Consider the following 17,313-nt stretch of genomic DNA (forward strand, 5'->3'; position numbering starts at 1 on the left):
TAAGTCGCTTTGGCGGCAAGTTATTCCGGCATGGACCAGGATTGCAACTTGTAACCTTCCTGGCTCAATTCGGCGCGGGCTTGTTTCAACAAGTTGGCCAGTTGGGCGGGGTCGGTATAGGCACTGCTCGGGATCTGGGTGCGACCGATATGGGTATTGGTGCGGTCGATGACGGTCAGGCTGAGTTCGCCGTTACCGTCTTGTGGGGCCCAGGCCACGCACTGGAAAGGACGGAATGCGCGGTCGGCAATCAAAAGAGCTTCGTTGATACGGAGCGGGGCGTTCATGGCGTCTTCTCTATAAAGGTGCCCAATCAAATGATCTGCCGTCGGTTGGGCGTACCGTGCGGCGGGTTACTTGTACTGATGTTCCGAACCCGGGGGCGGGTCACACATTTATTGAATAAATTTCGATTTTCTTTCAGACCTGGCCTTCGGGCTTTTGTTTGAAAGCGTGGTGAAAGATTTAACGGCGGGATTGTTCGTTAAAGCCGTGCTTATAACCAGTTTTATGGACTTTCGATAATCAATTGATACAAGGGTGTGTCAACTTCTTGCTACTGTTACATGCAGGTTTGCCAAACGACTGTTTCTAATCACATTTCCTTATTTTGGCGCCAAGGATCAGTCATGCTCGAAGCCAGTACGTCGCGTCGTCTGCTCGTGGTTGATCCCTGCGACGATTGTCATCGTCTCTTGCCTGGCCTGCGGGCCATCGGCTGGGACGTGGACAGTTGTGCCCTCGAACACGCCGCCGATCGCACCTGTGACGTGGGCCTGCTGCGGTTGCAGCCGTTCCACCTGGAACGCCCGGAAGCGGTCAAGGAGTTGATCAGCCGCAGTGGCACCGAATGGATCGCGGTGCTCAACCAGGAAGTGTTGCGCCTGCAGAACGTCGGTGATTTTGTCTGCGAATGGTTCTTCGACTTCCACACCTTGCCCTTCGACGTGTCCCGGGTCCAGGTCACGCTGGGCCGGGCGTTCGGCATGGCCCGGCTGCGTGGGCAGGGTTCGATTCATGTCGACCAGCCGGAACATGAGTTGTTGGGCGACAGCAAGCCGATCCGGGAGCTGCGCAAGTTATTGAGCAAGCTGGCGCCCGCCGAGTCACCGGTGCTGATTCGCGGCGAGAGCGGCACCGGCAAGGAACTGGTGGCGCGCACCCTGCATTTCCAGTCGCACCGACGCAACAAGCCGTTCATCGCGATCAATTGCGGGGCGATTCCGGAACACTTGATCCAGTCCGAGCTGTTCGGCCATGAGAAAGGCGCCTTCACCGGTGCGCACCAGCGCAAGGTCGGGCGGATCGAAGCGGCCCATGGCGGCACGCTGTTCCTCGATGAAATTGGCGACCTGCCGTTGGAATTGCAGGCAAACCTGTTGCGTTTCCTCCAGGAGCGACACATCGAGCGGGTCGGCGGCAGCCAGCCCATCGCGGTGGACGTGCGAATCCTGGCGGCCACTCATGTGGACCTGGAGGCGGCCATCGGGCTCAAGCGTTTTCGCGAAGATCTGTACTACCGCCTGAACGTGTTGCAGGTGGTCATGGCACCGTTGCGCGAGCGCCATGGCGACCTGGCGATGCTGGCCAGCCACTTTTCCCATTTCTACAGCCAGGAAACCGGCCGCCGACCACGCAGTTTCAGCGAGGATGCCTTGGTGGCGATGGGCATGCATGACTGGCCCGGCAACGTGCGCGAACTGGCCAATCGGGTTCGGCGCGGGCTGGTGCTGGCCGAAGGGCGGCAGATCGAAGCCCGCGACCTTGGCCTGGCCAGCCACCAGGGCGTCGTCGCCCCGATGGGCACCCTCGAAGACTACAAGACCCGCGCCGAGCGCCAGGCCCTGAGTGACGTGCTCAATCGCCACAGCGACAACCTCAGCGTCGCGGCCAGGGTCCTGGGCGTCTCGCGGCCGACGTTCTATCGGCTGCTGCACAAGCACCAGATTCGCTGAAGCTGTCCGAAGGCCTCCTCGATGATGGGAGGGGGGCTGGGTGATACCGCCAGGCCCCAACCTTTTCCTGTGGGAGCGAGCCTGCTCGCGAAAGCGGTGGATCAGCTGGCAGTGATGTTGAATGGGCTGGCCTCTTCGCGGGCAGGCCCGCTCCCACACGGGTTATCAGGTGACGGCAATTTTGTGTCCGGCACAGACTCCCACTGGAACAGCCGGCAATGATCGGGCCGCTAGAAGTAATACGGAAACTTCAGGCTGAAGGTGAAATCCGGCGCATCGTCGGTCAGCCCGATGGACAGGTTCGGCACGATGGTCAGGTTGTCGCTGGCGGCGACGGTCATGCCAATGTTGAAGTAGCCGGCGTTGGCGTCGCTGGAGACCACCGATTGCCAATCCCCGCCATCCTCCTTGAGCTTGCTTTTCTTCTGGATCAGGTCCGAGACCGAGAAGGACATGCTCATCTTCTCGTTCAGGGCGAAGGCGATACCCGCGCCGATCTGGAAGCTGTCGCCGATCCGCACCTTGCCCGGGGTCTTCTGGTTGACGGTGGAGCTGATGTCGTCGAACGACTCTTCCAGGTTATGGGTGTAGGAAAGGCTGCCGAACAGCACTGCCGGGTCGTAGGTCTTGACCAGCGAGAGGCCCGGGGTGATCGACCAGACGCCGTTGCCGGTGGGCAGGTCTTCAGGCACGAACAGGTTGGTGTTGGCCTGGGACTGGCGCAGCTTGATGCCGAACGGCTCCTTGCCGGTGGGCGCCTTGACCCGCAGGGTGACCACGGCGTCGGGGCTGTTGATCGACTCGTCCATGAACTTGTAGGCAATGCCGAAGTTGACGTCGCCAATGGTGGGGTCGCGGGTCACGGTTTCTTCGCTGGTCACGCCGGCCGCTCCTTGATTGGCGCCGCCGGACTGGTAGGTGGACTCGCGGTAGATCACCGATACGTTGAGGTCGAACTGCCAGCGGTTGTCGAAGTTGTAGCGACCGGTGAGGTCCAACGTCCAGGTGTCGGCCTTGATCCGGTCGAGGTTGATGTTGCCCAGGAATATCGAGTCCAGCGCCAGGAAGCCGTTGAGGATCAATTGCCGAGTGTCGTAGCGCGAATAGGTGACGCCGGTCTCGAAACTGAACTTGCCGCCGCCAAAGAAGCCGCTGGCCTCGTCGTAGAGGTTGGACACGCTTTGCGCCGGCTGGGAGTCATCGGCCAGGGATTGGCCGTAGCCGCTGCCGCCGGCGGTCGTTGTCCCGGCCACGCCTTGGTTGCCCTTCATGTCGGCCGGGGATTTGGCCAGGCGCTTGGGGGGTGGGGCGGCAGGCTGGTCCTCCACCTGGCGCACCCGCTGTTCGAGCACCGCCAGGGCCTTCTGCTGGACCTCGTAGCGTTGCTTGAGTTCGAGAAGCTCACGTTTCAGGGCTTCGATGTCCGCATCCGGCGCCGCGTGCAGCAAGGTGGCCGGGAACAACGTGCTTATACACATCACAGCGCGCAACGATACGGATCGATACATGGAGGTGCCGTCCCTATTTGCCCAGTGGTCGAAAGGCAGCGTAGATCAATAACCGAGGTTGCGCAGGCCACGCAGCTGGGTCAGGTTGCAGTCCAATGCCCCGGCGCTGGGGCCGTTGTTGTTCAGCACCACATTGAGCTGCGTCATGTTGTTGACCACGTTGCTGTTGCCCAGCAGGCGGGTGTTCTGCAACAGGCCACCCTGGGCCACCTGTTGCAGGGTGCTGCCCTGGTTGTGACTGGCCTGGATCGCCATCTGCACACCGCTGCCCGTGGCCGTGACCGCCACGCTGCCGGCGGCGTTGCTGCCGCTGATGGTCTGGCCCTGGGCCAACAGTTGGCCTTGGGCGGGCGCCAGGGCAGGTGCCTGGTTGCTCTCCTTCACATTGATGTTGACGTTGTTGTAGGCGGTGTTGCCGTCGCCGGCGGCGCGTACGCTCTGGGTCACGCCCTGGCCCGTGCCAAGGCCTGCGCCGCCGGTGATGTTGCCGCTGCCCTGGTCCGGGACGCTGCCGTTGCCGGTCTGCTTGATGGTGGAGACGTAGAACTCGGGTTTGACGGTGGCGGCCTGGATCTGCATTGAGCTGCTGGCACCGATCAGGTCGCCGCTGGCGTTGCGCCAGGTGCTGCTCATGACGATGCCGAAACTGATGATCCGCCCGGGCATGACATACCGACCGCGCAGTTCGGCCAGCTCCTGATCCTTGACTTCGATGGGTTTGAATCCCGCGTAGGCGTGGGCCGGGACTGAAGCGGCCAGGCAGGCCAGCGTCAGCCAATGTGACGTTTTCATGTACTGCTCCCGGAGCGTCCTGCCCCTTGTTGTCGTTATGTTGGCGTTGGTCGGCGATTAAAAGAAGTCGCTCTGTATGAAGCCGAAATCCATCAGTTCTGCATCCCGGACCGGGTTGAACCCGTCCAGCTTGTTGCGGGCCGTCAGCGGTTGCGGAGGGCTGCGCAACGCGTTGGTCTTGTCGTAGCCGGGGCCGACGATGGCGAAGACGATGCCGTTCCAGCCCTTGAAGAAATCCTCCTGGGCGTAGCGTTTATGGCCCAGCACCGGGTCGGCGATATAGACCCATTGCTTGTCGGCCCGCTGCAACACCACGAAGTGCTTGTAGCCACGTATTTCCATCAGGACCACCACCGGAATGGTCACCGCTTCGAGCTTCTCGGGGGGGATCCGGTAGCCTCGGGCGCGCATGCCGATGGTTTCCACGTAGCGTTTCATGTCCAGCATGGAGAAACCCTGGGTGCGGACAAGGTTCTGGTCGGCATTGACCAGCATGCCCTTGATGACGTGCTCTTCATCCACATCCAGCCAATAGGCCTGGCGCAGCACCGTGGCCAGCGCGGCGGCGCCGCAGCTGAAATCGGTCTTCTGCTCGACGATGTCGCTGAACTTGCGCTCGCGTACGCTTTGTACCGGCTTGAACACCAGCATGCCGCCAGGCAGGGCGGCCACCGGCATCTGCGCCGCTTCAGCCACGCAAGCCAGGCAAAGCAGCAGGGAAAGGGCCAACGCACGCATGATCGATACGCCTTGGGGGCTCGTGGGTGAAAGCCCCGTCGCGGATAAGGCCGTTCATCACGGTAGGGTCGAGCCTCCTGGCGAGGGCTCATTCCAGTCCCGTGATGGATAGCCCCGCCGTTTCCGGGGCCTCGTTTCAGGCGCGTCTACATGCAGGCCTTGCAGCCGGCGGCAATGGACAGCGAGTTGCTCTGCTGGTTACCCACGCCAGCCGAGACGTTGGCGCCACCGTTACCGGAGAAGCCGTTCATGGAGTTGCTCATGGTGGCGTTGTTGATCACCGGGTTTTTCCAGCCATCGCGGGTCAACACCTGTTGGGTATTGCTGCCGGCCAGGTCGAAGGTGCCCACGGCGCTGAACTTGAACTTGTCGTCATCGTGGCCGCCGCCATAGCCGCCGCGGTTGTCCCAGCCGCCATGGTGGTCGTCTTCGGCGGTGCCGCTGCCTTTGGCCTTGAACGTACCGGAGGCGCTGTAGGTGCTGGTGAGGGTGTCGGTCTTGTAGGTCCGCACGCCTTTGTTGTCCACTTCCAGGCCGGTGGAGGTCTGGTCGGCCGAGGCCGAGGCCTGGGCGACGCGTCCGCCGGACACGGCGATGGCCAGGTTGTTTTTCTGTTGGTTGAAGTTGCCGGCGGTCACGTTGATGCCGATATTGCCGGAGCCGTTGTTGCCTGCGTTGGTGAGCGAGGCATTGTTCTGGGTGGAGTTGTTCTTGACGTAGTTGTTGTTATTGACCTGGGTGGCGCTGGACATGGCGACCGCCGAGCCGAAGATGAAGCTTTCGTCAGCCGTGGCCAGGGCGGCGGCGTTGTCCTGCTGGTTACCGTCGCCGGCCGCGACGTTGGCGCCCATGTTGCCGTTGCTGCCATTGAGCGAGTCCTTGGCGTCGGCGCTGTTGCGGGTGGCCTGGTTGGTCACCGTGTTGCCGTCGCTGTTCTGCTCATCCAGTACCGTGGCCCCGGCGCCGGCACTGATGGAGAGCCTCTGATCCAGCGTCGGGCCTTGTGGGCCATGGCTGCCGTGCCCATTGCCGTGGTTGTTGTTGCTACCGCCAGCCTGTGCGGCCATGGCCATGACAGCGGCGAGAGCGAAAACCAATGGTTTGAGTGCCATTGTAGGTTTCATGGTGTTTCTCCTTGCGTGTCGTTGGTTAAGTGTCGGTACTTTCTTATGCGCACTGCGCCGGGTCAGTCAGCGACCCGGATGCTCAGGGTGTTGGCCATACGGTTCCCCACCCCGGCACTCTGGTTCACCTGGATCACCCCTCGGCTGCCGGTGAAGGCCTGGTCGCTGGTAACGACCTGGCGACTGCCGGTTGGGGCGCCAGTTGCTCCTGAGTTCGGTAGCAACGCCACGTTCTGTTGGGAAAGGGCGCTGTCATCAATGCTCTGCGGGTGGGCACTGATGCTCACGCGCATGACATTGGCCATCTGGTTGTTGGCCCCGGCGGACTGGTTGACGCCCAGCACGCCGCTGCCGTTGGTGAAGGCGCCGCCGCCGATGCGGGCGGTGGCGCTCATGTCGGGATCGGCCGGGGTGTCGAGACGCTGTTGCACGGTGGTGGTGGCCTGGGCGTCGGTGCCGATGGCGATGGCGCGGGTGTTGGTCTGCTGGGTCTGGTCGCCGGCCGCCTGGTTGACGTTGAGGTTGCCGGTGTAGTGCCGACCGGAATCCTGGAGGTTGGCGCTGTCGACCACGGTCACGCCCGGGGCGGCGAAGGCGCTGGAGGTGCCGAGCAGGGCCAGCAGGCAGAGGATCGGCTTCATCTCATTGGCCTCCCGCCAGCCGCCCCAGCGGCGCCAGGCCGGCGCTGAGCGAGCGGTTGATGGTGCCGGAAATCGCGCTGCCGCTGCCGCCGCCGTGCCCGGCACTCATGCCGGGCATGCCGTTGGGGTTGGTCACCACATTCAGGCCCTGCATGCCGGTGCTCGGGTTGACGGTGCCGCGGATCGACGCGCCGCTGGCGACGCTGGCGAATTCGCCGTCGCTCAATTCGGTGCTGGTGGTCGCCTGGTGGATCCGATCGGCTGGGTTGGCATTGACAGTGGTCGGGTAGGGGTCTTTGCCGCCGTTGCGACCGATGGGGATGGGTTGCACGTCACGGCTGAGCACAATGACGCCGTTGCCTTCGGCCTGCACGGGCGGGCTGAATGCGGCGCTGGTGGCGCAGCCGATCAACAGCAGACAGGTCAAACTTCTCTCGAAAGTCCCCACGGCAGCGATTCCTTCTTCGGTGGGCTGGCCCTGGTCCAGCGTTGCGAAGTGGGCAGAGCAGGTGTTGTGCCGGGTTTTGCAACGGCTTGGAATTCAATGAGTTGCCGTCAGGCAAGCGGCGCTGCGGGCGACACCTGTTTCAGCATTGAGACAGCGCCCGGCCGGCCAGCCCGCTTTTCGCGTTCCGGGGCTCTGTTTCCAGGGTTTCGAGAGGGTGTTTCACACGCTTTACAAGGAGGATGACCGTTGGATGAAACGGCCTTGCAGGCGGGGTTGGCGGCGGGCAGGTGTATCAGCGCTGCAACACATCCTCCTGGAGCAACTGCGCCACGGCGGCGAATACCCGCGCCCGGCGCTGCGCCCAATCGCCTTCGACCACTTGATAGGGCTGTCCGTGGCGAATCAGCCAGTGTTCGATCGCCTTGAAGAAATCCAAGCGCTCGGCGAGTTCCGGTTGGCAGCGCAAACCGTCGCCGGTCCATTCGACCTGTTCGGGGCTCAGCAGCAGGTGCAGGTCGTAATGGCGGCCCAGCAAGGCCGGTTCGAGCCAGGCCGGGCAATCGCCGAACAGGGTCTGGCTCCAGAGGATGTTGCTCAGCAGGTGGGTGTCGAGGATCAGCAGTGCCGGCTGGCGGGCCCGGGCGGCGTCCTCCCAGGCCAGTTGCCCGCTGGCGATTTCGGTGATGTCGGCCAGGCAGGTGTCGCGTGGGTTCTGTTCCATGAAGTGGCGAACGTACTCGTCCACCCGCAGGCCACCGAAGTGCGCCTGCAACTGCCCGGCCAGCCAGCTCTTGCCGCTGGATTCCGGCCCGGTCAACACCACCACCTTCATGAACGCAGCGCCGGGTCGGCTCGCCATTCCTGCCAGCCCTGCACGGCCAGCAGGGTGAACAAGGTGTACAGCGCGGCGGTCAGGTGCAGGCCCTTGTAGATGAACAGGCCGACGAAGATGCAGTCCAGGGCGATCCACAGCGGCCAGCATTGCACGCGCTTCTGCGCCATCCACCACTGGGCCACCAGGCTGAAGCCGGTCAACGCGGCATCGAGCCAGGGTTGGGCGGCGTCGGTCCAATGGGCCATGGCGGCGCCCAATACCAGGCTGCCCGCCGCGCCGATGCCCAGGCCGAGCCACACCGAAGGCGCGTCCAGGCGCGTGACCTGGCGACCTTCGTGCGCTTGGCCGGCGCGGGTCCATTGCCACCAACCGTAGAGCTGCAGCACCGCGTAGACCACCTGCAACAGCATGTCGGAGTACAACTTCACGTCGTAGAAGATCCAGCTGTACAGCAACACCATGACCAGGCCGATCGGCCAGCACCAGGGGTTCTGCTTGACGGTCAACCAGACAGCGATCACGCCGAGGGCCGCGGCAAACAGTTCGAGCCCGGACATGGAGGTTCCTTGGGAAAGTGGAAGAGGGCGGCGATTGTAAACGGTATGGCGGGGAGAGCTCCAACCTGATGCGCAAGAAGCGCTGGGTGCTTTCGCGAGCGGGCTCGCTCCTACAGGGCAGGCGGCCTGTTTCGCAGGCCCCTATGGGAGCGGGCCCGCTCGCGAAGACCCTGCGCCGATCACCTGGATCGGCGGTATTGCCTCAAACGCGGAATTGCGTGAGCAAGCCGTTCAACTGCTCACTCAAGGCCTTGAGCCGGGTGCTGGCCAGGCTCGATTGTTCGGCGGCCAGGGCGGTGCTGTGGGACAGGCCGGCCGCCTGGGTGACGTTCTGGTTGATGTCTTCCACCACATGGGCCTGTTGCAGGGTCGCGCTGGCGATGGAGGCGTTCAGGCTGTTGAGGTTGCGCAGCGCCTGGCCGATGGCGCTGAGGCTGGCGCCCGCCAGGCCGGCCTGTTCGATGGTCAACTGCGAGGCGCGACTGCTGTCGCTGATGACTTTCACCGCCGCTTCGGAATGGTTCTGCAAGCGTTCGATCATCGCCTGGATCTCGGCGGTGGACTTCTGCGTGCGTTGAGCCAGTAGCCGGACTTCATCGGCCACCACCGCGAAGCCGCGGCCTTGTTCGCCGGCGCGGGCGGCCTCGATCGCGGCGTTGAGGGCCAGCAGGTTGGTCTGCTCGGCGATCGAGCGGATCACTTCCAGGACACTGCCGATCTGGGTGCTTTCGCTGGCCAGGGTGCGGATCACTTCCACCGCCTGGTCGATGGTCTGGGACAGGCGGTCGATCTGTTGCAGGCTGCCGTCGATGTTCACCTGGCCCTGTTGCGCCTGGGACTCGGCATCACGCATTTCGCTGGCGGCGTGCTCGGCGTTCTTCGCCACATCCTGCACGCCATAGGTCACTTCGTTGATCGCCGTGGCCACCAGCTCCATCTGCTGCGACTGCTGCTGGCTGCGCTCCTGGGCCTGGGCGGCGTCGCTGCCCAGTTCATTGGACGATTGCCCCAGGGCGCTGGCCGAGGCCTGCAACTGGCTCACCACGTGGCGCAGCTTGGCGGTAAAGGCGTTGAAATGCCGCGCCAGTTGCGTGACTTCGTCCTGGCCATGGGTGTCGAGGGTGCGGGTCAGGTCGCTTTCACCGCTGGCGATGTTGGCCATCGCGTTGACCGTCTCCTGCAAGGGCCGCACGATGCTGCGCACGATCAGCGTCAACAGCGCGGCCATGATGAGGGTAATCCCCAGGCCGATCAGCGAGGCCTTGATCAATTGGGAGCGGAATTCCGCCGCCACGTCATCGACGTACACCCCCGAGCCGATCACCCAGCCCCAGGGTTCGAACAGCTTGACGTAGGAAGTCTTGCCCACTGGCGCTTCAGCGCCTGGCTTCGGCCAGAGGTAGTCCACCATGCCGGCGCCCTTGGACTTGGCGATGGTGACCATTTCGTTGAACAGGGCGAACCCGTTCGGGTCGCGGATCGCCGAGAGGTTCTGGCCTTCGAGTTTCGGGTTGGTCGGGTGCATGACCATGACCGGGGTCAGGTCGTTGATCCAGAAGTAATCGGTGTCGTTGTAGCGCAGGCCACGCACCGCACTGAGAGCCTGCTTCTGCGCGGCGTCGCGGGTCAGGGTGCCGGCGGTTTCCAGGCCATGGTAGTAGCTCAGCACGCCACTGGCGGTCTGCACCACATGCTGGGTCTTCTGCACCTTGGCCTGGTACAAGTCGTGGTGGATCTGTTTGAGCATCAAGGCGCCCAACGTGAACAGCATCACGATGGCCACGACCAGGATGAGCCATAAGCGTCGGCTGATCGACACACTGCGCAAGCTATTCATACGCTGTCACTCCAGTTTCTTATTCTTGTCATCGTTCCCTGCCGGCGCTTGCCTGTCGCAGGGGGACGCCTGATGGCTCCTGCGCCACAACGCGGCAGCGTTATCAGGGCTTGTCTGATAGGATTTCGGCCCCGCGGCGCAAAACCTGAGCCTGAGTTGATGTTTCATTGGTTTTTTTCCAGCGGTCGCAGTTATCGTGCACCCGCCGCGGGCACCTGCAAGACACTTTAATTTTGACGAGACCCTGGCAGACAGGGCTTTTTTGGGGGATGAATGGATTTGTGGACCGCCTTTCAGGCACTGATTCTTGGCGTGGTGGAAGGCTTGACGGAGTTCCTGCCGATTTCCAGCACCGGGCACCAGATCGTGGTCGCCGACCTGCTGGGGTTTGGCGGCGAGCGCGCGATGGCGTTCAACATCATCATCCAGCTCGGCGCGATCCTCGCGGTGGTCTGGGAATTCCGGCAGAAGATCCTGGACGTCGTGCTGGGCTTGCCGACCCAGCCGAGTGCGCGTCGGTTCACCGCCAACCTGTTGATCGCCTTCCTGCCGGCGGTGGTGTTGGGCGTGCTGCTGGCGGACTGGATTCACCATTACCTGTTCAACCCGATCACGGTCGCCGCGGCGCTGGTGGTGGGCGGCCTGATCATGCTCTGGGCCGAGAAGCGCCAGCATCGGGTGCACGCCCAGACAGTGGACGAAATCACCTGGAAGGATGCGTTGAAGGTCGGCCTGGCCCAGTGCGTCGCGATGATTCCCGGCACCTCCCGCTCGGGCGCCACGATCATCGGCGGGCTGTTGTTCGGCCTGTCGCGCAAGACCGCGACCGAGTTCTCGTTTTTCCTGGCGATGCCGACCATGGTCGGCGCCGCCGTCTATTCGGGCTACAAGTACCGTGAGTTGTTCGTGCCGGCGGATTTCCCGGTGTTCGCCGTCGGCTTCGTCACCGCGTTCATCTTCGCCATGATCGCCGTGAAAGCCCTGTTGCGCTTCATCGCCAGCCACAGCTACGCCGTGTTCGCCTGGTACCGGATCGCGTTCGGCTTGCTGATCCTCGCCACCTGGCAGTTCGGCTGGGTGGACTGGACGGCCGCCCAGCCGTGAGCGAAGCAGGTTCACGCAGGCGCGCCGCACGCACCGCCGACGGCCGCGTGCAGCACCTGCGGCTGAAACTGGTCGTGTTCGGGGCGGTGTGTGCCTTGCCGCTGTTCGGCTCGCTGGCCTTGGGGCTGCGGGCGGTGACGTGGGTGCCCCTGGTGGCCTACGGCGTCGTCAGCGCGGTGGCGTTTGCGCTGTATTGGAATGACAAGCGCAAGGCCCGCGCCGATGCCTGGCGGACCCCGGAGAACGTGCTCCACGCCGTGGAGCTCGCGGGCGGTTGGCCGGGGGCGCTGCTGGCCCAGCAGGTGTTTCGCCACAAGACCCGCAAGGTTTCGTTCCAACTGGTGTTCTGGTGCATCGTGCTGTTGCACCAGGTGTTCTGGGTCGACCAGTTGTTCCTGGGCGGCCTGCTGCGGCGGTTCTGAACCTCAGTCCCGCAGCAGGCCGGCCTGGGCGCGCTTGGGCAGCTTGCTCACCACCAGTTGGTGGGAGCGCCGGATCAGGTTGCGCAGTTCTTCGTCACCCAGTGGGTAGGGCACTTGCATGATGATCCACTGGGCGCGCGCCAGGTAAGGTGCGGGATGAATGCCCGGGCGGTCGCAATGGCCGAGGAACAGGTCCTTGTCGACCTTGAACGCCAGCGAGTCGCCGCGCAGGCCTTGCAGGGCGAACATCTTGTTGCCGGCGATGGAAAACACCCGCACGCCGCCCCATTTGTAATCTTCCCGCGCGCCGGGCAAGCCCAGGCAGAACGCCGCGACATCCTCTTCGCTCAGACTCATATCGTTTTTTCCCCACACCGCTCGAAGGCTTCCACCAGGTGATCGATCCACGCCCGCACCGCCGGCAGCATGCCGCGCCGATGGGGGTAGACGGCCTGGAGCCAGCCGTCCGGTGACGACCAGCCAGGCAACAGCTCGACCAGTCTGCCGTCCAGCAACTCCTGCTCGCAATACATGCTCGGCAATAACGTGAAGCCCAGGCCGGCGAGGGTGCAGGCGCGCCGCACGATGAAGTCGTCGATGCCCAGGCGGGCCTCCAGGCTCAACTCGGCGCTTTGACCATCGCCCCTGAGCAGGCGCAAGTGCACCAGGCGATCGGCTTCCAGTGCGCCGAGAACCGGCAGTTGCCTGAGGTCCTCCGGGGTCTCGACCTGTCGTCCCTCGACCAGCGCGGGGCTGGCGACCATGAGCAGCCGCGCCTGGCGCAGGCGACGAGTCATCAGCAGCGGGTCCTCATCGCCGATGTCGCGCACCCGCAGGGCCACATCGATGCCTTCGCTCACCAGGTCGACCCGGCGGTTCACCAGGAGCATTTCCAGCTGGACCTGGGGGAATTTCGCCAGGAACGCGCTGATCACCTCCGGCAGGATCTGGTGGGCCAGGCCGACCGGGCTCGACACCCGCAGGCGCCCACGGGGTTCGCTGGACATGCTCGCCACCGCCTCATCGGCCATTTCCGCTTCCAGCAACATGGCCTGGCAATGGCGCAGGTAGCGTTCACCGACGGCCGTCAGTTTCAATTGCCGGGTGGTGCGTTGCAGCAGGCGGGCGTCGAGGCGCTCTTCCAGCTCGGCAATGCGCCGGGACAGCCGCGACTTGGGTATGCCCAGGACTCGCCCGGCGGCGGCAAAACCGCCGGCCTCGACGACTTTGGCGAAGTAGTACAAATCATTGAGATCTTGCATGTCGAACTCGATTGTCCTGTCAGTAGGACAAACTATCGCATTTATGCTGACTTATCGATCATTCGTTTCGTAGATAGGATTATTGCCAATTGATCGCTTGGTTGCGGTCCCTCACTTGGAGAGCACTCATATGAAACTGCTACATATCGATTCGAGCATTCTCGGCGATAATTCCATCTCTCGCCAATTGAGCCGCGAAGTGGTCCAAGCCTGGCAAGCCGCCGAGCCAGGAATCACTGTCACTTACCGTGACCTGGCAGCCGACGCCATCAGCCACTTTTCAGCCCAGACGCTGGTCGCTGCCGGCACCAGTGCTGAATTGCGCGACGCTGCCCTGAAATACGAAGCTGACCTCAGCGCTGAAACAATGGCAGAGTTCCTGGCGGCGGATGCGCTGGTCATTGCCGCGCCCATGTACAACTTTACGATCCCGACTCAGCTCAAGGCCTGGATTGATCGTATTGCCGTCGCTGGCCAGACATTCCGCTATGGCGATTCAGGCTATGAAGGATTGTGTGGTGGCAAGAAGCTGGTGATCGTTTCCACGGCTGGCGGGTTGCATGCCGGCAAGCCGAGTGGCGTGGGTCATGAAGACTATCTGACATTCATGTTCGGCTTCCTGGGCATTAGCGACATCGAAATCGTTCGTGCCGAAGGGCTGAATAAAGGGGATGACTTGCACACCAAGGGCATGCGCGAGGCCAAGTCGAAAATTAGCCAGCAGTTCGCCGCTGCGTAAAACCTGCGTAAAGGCAGCAAGTGCTTCGGGCAACCTTGGCAAAACCCTGTATTCTCGTCGTCAGTGGATGACCGGGATGCAGGGTTTCGCTGCATTCGGCGCCGGGGTTTTCTGGCGCAAGTTATGCACGGCCAAGGATGCGAGCGACGGGGCCTTCCCGTGCGCTGGTAAAGGTGGAAGATTCGATGACACGTTTTGGTGCAGCGTTGCTGCTTTGCTTGTTTGCCAGTCTCCGTCCCGTGCAGGCCGCGCCGGGGATGCATCCGCATTGGAGCGCCGGCTTCCATGAACTGAGCTTTCTCGATCCGCTGGATCGCCAGCCGATGCACGCCATTGCGTTCTACCCGTCTACCGCCCGGGAACAATCCAGCCACTTGGGTGGCTACGAGATCGACGCCGCCCAGGATGCACAGATCGCCATCGGCCGCTTCCCGCTGCTGATGCTGTCCCACGGCAACACCGGCACGCCACTGGCTTTGCACGATCTGGCCACGTCGTTGGCGCGCCAGGGCTTCGTGGTGGTCGCGGTGATCCATCCGGGCGATAACGTCCAGGACCACAGTCGGCTCGGCACCTTGAGCAACCTGTACGGGCGACCGATCCAGATCTCCGCCGCGATCACCGCAACGCTGAACGATTCGATGCTTTCGCCGTTCGTCAACGCCGGGCAAGTCGGGGTCATCGGGTATTCGGCCGGTGGCGAGACCGCGCTGATCCTCTCCGGCGCCACGCCCGATCTCGATCGCCTGCGCCGCTACTGCCAGGAGCGGCCTGACGACCGGGATGCCTGTAACACCCAGGGCGAGTTGATCGCCGACCGGGACGATCTGCAACCCGAGGCCGACCCCAGGGTGCGGGCGTTGCTGCTGATGGCGCCGTTGAGCCTGAAATTTGGCCGGCACACCCTGGCTGACGTCCATGTGCCGGTGTTGCTCTACAGCGGCGACGGCGACAAGCTCGTGGCCTTCGACAAGAACGCCGCCGCGCTGGCCCGCAAGCTACCCATCGCGCCGGACTTCAAGACCCTGGCCGGCGCAGGGCACTTTGTCTTCCTGGCGCCGTGCACCGAAGAGCAGATTGCCGCGATGCCGGCGTTGTGCACCGATGCCGACGGCGTGGACCGTAAAGACATCCACCGCACGATGATCTCCGAGGCGGGGCGCTTTTTCAGCCAGGCCTTGGGCAAACCGAGCCGGGCGGGCTTGAAGACCGCTGATCAATAGCCTTTGGGCTCGGCGCGCCGACGCAGCAGCAAGGTCAGGCCGAGGCCGGTGAGCGACAGCAGCGCCGCGCAGACAAAGATCGACGAGTAGCCCATGTTCAGCGCCACTGCGCCCATCAACGGGCCGGCAATCGCCAAGGCCAGGTCAAAGAACACCGCGTACGCGCTCAACCCGGCGCCACGGCTGGTATTGGGCACTTGCTTGATCGCTTCCACCCCCAGCGCCGGGTACACCAGCGACAGTCCGAACCCAGCCAACCCGGCGCCCACCAGGGCAAATGCGCTGGACGGTGCCAGCCACAGCAGCGCCAGGCCCACGGTCTCGATGCTCATGCAGGCAATGGCCGAGTTGAAGCCGCCGAAACGGGCGATGCTGGAAATGAACAACAACCGCGCCAGGATGAAGCAGATGCCGAAGACCGTCAGGCACCAGGCGGCCCCGGTCCAGCCGCGACTGATGTAGAACAGCGTGATGAATGTGGTCAGGGTGCCGTAGCCGATCGACGCCACGCTCAGGCTCGCGCCGTACGGTGCGATGCGCCCGAACACGGCCCAGAAGGGCAGGCGTTCGCCGCGGATGACCGGTACCGACGGCTTGTTGCGGATCATCAGCAGGGCCAGGCCGGCCAATAGCGCCAGCGCCAGCCCCAAGCTATTGAACCCCAGCTCGCCGACCATCAGCACCCCCAGCGGCGCGCCGATGGCGATGGCCCCGTACGAGGCGATGCCGTTCCAGGAAATCGAGCGGGCCGTATGCTCCACACCCACCTGGCCCATGCACCAGCTGATGGTGCCGACGCCAATCAGGCCTTGGGCGACCCCCAGCAGCAAGCGGCCGGCCAGCAGGATCGACAGGCTCAACAGCGGCAGGCTTTGCAGCAAGGTCGAGAGCAAGGTCAGCACGCCGCTGAGGACAATCCCCGACAAGCCATAGACAATCGCCCGCTTGGTGCCGACGCTGTCCGACAGCCGCCCGGCCATGGGTCGGCTCAACAGGGTCGCCAGGTATTGGGAGCCGATGGCCAACCCCGCCACCACCGCGCTGAAGCCCAGCTGTTCGTGCACGTAGCCCGGCAACACGGCGATTGGCAGGCCGATGCAGAGGAAGGCGATGAAGGTATAGAAAACGATCGAGACGATCTGCAGGGTGATCGACAAGGAACTGGGCGCAGCAGAAGGCGTAGGCATGAGGCTCGTTCGCGGGCGGCGGTTAGAGAGCCTCATCATGGCTCGGGGTGAGGATAAAAGAAAGCAGGCTAACTAAATGTGCCGGCCAGAATGGCAATGCAGCGAGGAGCGAGCCGGCTCGCGAAAGCGGTGATGCAGCATGCATTGATGTTGGATGTGCTAACGCCTTCGCGGGCAAGCCCGCTCCCACAGGGGATTTGTGCTGGACCGCAGGTTTGTGAGCAACCGGGAATCACTGTGGGAGCGGGCTTGCTCGCGATGGCGGCGGGTCAGCTTGCATTGATGTTGGATGTGCCGACGCCTTCGCGGGCAAGCCCGCTCCCACAAGGGATTGTCGGTGGGCCGCAGGTTTGTGAGCAACCGAGATCCAGTGTGGGAGCGAGCTTGCTCGCGATGGCGGCGGGTCAGCTTGCATTGATGTTGGATGTGCCGACGCCTTCGCGGGCAGGCCCGCTCACACAAGGGATTTGCGCTGGGCCGCAGGTTTGTGAGCAGCCGAGATCCAGTGTGGGAGCGAGCTTGCTCGCGATGGCGGCGGGGCAGCTTGTATTGATGTTGGATGTGGCGACGCCTTCGCGGGCAGGCCCGCTCCCACAGGGGGATTTGTGCTAGGCCGCAGGTTTGTGAGCAACCGAGATCCAGTGTGGGAGCCAACTGTCTTTCACCCCCACCCGACCCGCGGTCGTCTTTTGGGTGCTATCGCGGCCTCAGATGGCCCCCTCCGAGGGCCTCAAGCGGTTTGATCCCGCCACGGCGTGCCGTCGCGCACCATCGCGTTGAGCCGGACCAGCAATACCCGCATACACGCCACCAGGGCCACTTTTGCGCACTTGCCCTTGGCGCGCAGCCTGGCATAGCGGGCTTTGAAATCAGCGTTGTAGCGGACCATCACCAACGCACACATATAGGCTGCGCGGCGCAATCTTCTGCGCCCACCGTAG

18 protein-coding genes and 1 pseudogene are annotated in these 17,313 nt (G+C 63.4%); 5 read left to right on the top strand and 14 right to left on the bottom strand.

Translation table 11 applies throughout. The features are described 5' to 3' along the window. Positions 1-20: 20 nt before the first annotated feature. Positions 21-287, bottom strand: coding sequence for a hypothetical protein (locus tag Q6A48_RS22770; RefSeq protein ID WP_003181216.1), 267 nt, complete (start codon positions 285-287; stop codon positions 21-23). A gap of 342 nt (positions 288-629) precedes the next feature. Between Q6A48_RS22770 and Q6A48_RS22775 the strand changes: the two genes are divergently transcribed. Further along, entirely contained in the window at positions 630-1,955 is a 1,326-nt protein-coding gene (locus tag Q6A48_RS22775; protein WP_304556632.1) for a sigma-54 dependent transcriptional regulator, read from the top strand. 230 nt (positions 1,956-2,185) lie between these two features. Here the strand turns inward: Q6A48_RS22775 and fapF are convergent, their stop codons facing one another. The 9 genes from fapF to Q6A48_RS22820 all read right to left on the bottom strand — a co-directional run bounded on the left by fapF (position 2,186) and on the right by Q6A48_RS22820 (position 10,435). Further along, positions 2,186-3,463 (bottom strand): fibril amyloid transporter FapF, encoded by a 1,278-nt coding sequence (gene fapF, locus Q6A48_RS22780; protein ID WP_304556633.1) that lies wholly within the window; start codon positions 3,461-3,463, stop codon positions 2,186-2,188. Between the two features lie 45 nt (positions 3,464-3,508). Next, entirely contained in the window at positions 3,509-4,255 is a 747-nt protein-coding gene (gene fapE / locus Q6A48_RS22785) for a fibril amyloid subunit FapE (protein ID WP_304556634.1), read from the bottom strand. 57 nt (positions 4,256-4,312) lie between these two features. Next, positions 4,313-4,993, bottom strand: coding sequence for a fibril amyloid maturation endopeptidase FapD (gene fapD / locus Q6A48_RS22790; protein ID WP_304556635.1), 681 nt, complete (start codon positions 4,991-4,993; stop codon positions 4,313-4,315). 146 nt (positions 4,994-5,139) lie between these two features. Beyond that, a complete protein-coding gene (fapC, locus tag Q6A48_RS22795) occupies positions 5,140-6,117 on the bottom strand; it encodes an amyloid-like fimbrin subunit FapC (protein ID WP_304556636.1) in 978 nt (325 codons plus the stop codon). A gap of 62 nt (positions 6,118-6,179) precedes the next feature. Further along, complete coding sequence (gene fapB / locus Q6A48_RS22800) at positions 6,180-6,758, bottom strand: fibril amyloid subunit FapB (protein WP_304556637.1); 579 nt, start codon at positions 6,756-6,758, stop codon at positions 6,180-6,182. Position 6,759: 1 nt separating this feature from the next. Next, entirely contained in the window at positions 6,760-7,206 is a 447-nt protein-coding gene (gene fapA / locus Q6A48_RS22805) for a functional amyloid chaperone FapA (protein WP_304556638.1), read from the bottom strand. Between the two features lie 292 nt (positions 7,207-7,498). Then, complete coding sequence (locus tag Q6A48_RS22810) at positions 7,499-8,038, bottom strand: AAA family ATPase (protein ID WP_304556650.1); 540 nt, start codon at positions 8,036-8,038, stop codon at positions 7,499-7,501. Then, positions 8,035-8,598: a nicotinamide riboside transporter PnuC gene (pnuC, locus tag Q6A48_RS22815; protein WP_304556640.1), complete on the bottom strand. Its 564-nt coding sequence runs from the start codon at positions 8,596-8,598 to the stop codon at positions 8,035-8,037. Before pnuC ends, Q6A48_RS22810 begins: the two co-directional genes overlap by 4 nt. 202 nt (positions 8,599-8,800) lie before the next feature. Continuing rightward, positions 8,801-10,435 (bottom strand): methyl-accepting chemotaxis protein, encoded by a 1,635-nt coding sequence (locus tag Q6A48_RS22820; protein ID WP_304556641.1) that lies wholly within the window; start codon positions 10,433-10,435, stop codon positions 8,801-8,803. 273 nt (positions 10,436-10,708) lie between these two features. On the opposite strand from Q6A48_RS22820, the gene Q6A48_RS22825 reads away from it, so the two are divergent. Continuing rightward, the gene (locus tag Q6A48_RS22825; RefSeq protein ID WP_304556642.1) at positions 10,709-11,539 is read left to right on the top strand and encodes an undecaprenyl-diphosphate phosphatase; all 831 of its coding nucleotides are present in this window, start codon (positions 10,709-10,711) and stop codon (positions 11,537-11,539) included. Continuing rightward, positions 11,536-11,961, top strand: coding sequence for a DUF1294 domain-containing protein (locus Q6A48_RS22830; RefSeq protein ID WP_304556643.1), 426 nt, complete (start codon positions 11,536-11,538; stop codon positions 11,959-11,961). Before Q6A48_RS22825 ends, Q6A48_RS22830 begins: the two co-directional genes overlap by 4 nt. A gap of 3 nt (positions 11,962-11,964) precedes the next feature. Here the strand turns inward: Q6A48_RS22830 and Q6A48_RS22835 are convergent, their stop codons facing one another. After that, positions 11,965-12,318, bottom strand: a complete 354-nt coding sequence (locus Q6A48_RS22835) for an MmcQ/YjbR family DNA-binding protein (RefSeq protein WP_304556644.1) — start codon at positions 12,316-12,318, stop codon at positions 11,965-11,967. Then, positions 12,315-13,223, bottom strand: a complete 909-nt coding sequence (locus tag Q6A48_RS22840) for a LysR substrate-binding domain-containing protein (protein WP_304556645.1) — start codon at positions 13,221-13,223, stop codon at positions 12,315-12,317. The genes Q6A48_RS22835 and Q6A48_RS22840 overlap by 4 nt, the downstream gene beginning before the upstream one ends. A gap of 130 nt (positions 13,224-13,353) precedes the next feature. Here Q6A48_RS22840 and Q6A48_RS22845 point away from each other — a divergent pair, with 130 nt between their 5' ends. Both Q6A48_RS22845 and Q6A48_RS22850 read left to right on the top strand, forming a co-directional pair. Continuing rightward, on the top strand, positions 13,354-13,962 hold the full coding sequence (locus Q6A48_RS22845; protein WP_304556646.1) for an FMN-dependent NADH-azoreductase: 609 nt from the start codon (positions 13,354-13,356) through the stop codon (positions 13,960-13,962). A 185-nt stretch (positions 13,963-14,147) separates the two neighbouring features. Beyond that, entirely contained in the window at positions 14,148-15,185 is a 1,038-nt protein-coding gene (locus Q6A48_RS22850) for an alpha/beta hydrolase family protein (RefSeq protein WP_304556647.1), read from the top strand. Here Q6A48_RS22850 and Q6A48_RS22855 read toward each other — a convergent pair. Together Q6A48_RS22855 and Q6A48_RS22860 are read right to left on the bottom strand one after the other, a co-directional pair. Then, a complete protein-coding gene (locus tag Q6A48_RS22855; protein ID WP_304556648.1) occupies positions 15,179-16,372 on the bottom strand; it encodes an MFS transporter in 1,194 nt (397 codons plus the stop codon). The two genes, Q6A48_RS22850 and Q6A48_RS22855, sit on opposite strands and share 7 nt — an antisense overlap. A 730-nt stretch (positions 16,373-17,102) precedes the next feature. Then, positions 17,103-17,313 (bottom strand): annotated as a pseudogene (locus Q6A48_RS22860) (IS110 family transposase); the annotation flags it as partial.

Origin of the sequence: Pseudomonas citrullilanati (assembly GCF_030580855.1) — a bacterium.
In the GTDB taxonomy this organism is placed as follows: Bacteria; Pseudomonadota; Gammaproteobacteria; order Pseudomonadales; family Pseudomonadaceae; genus Aquipseudomonas; species Aquipseudomonas citrulli.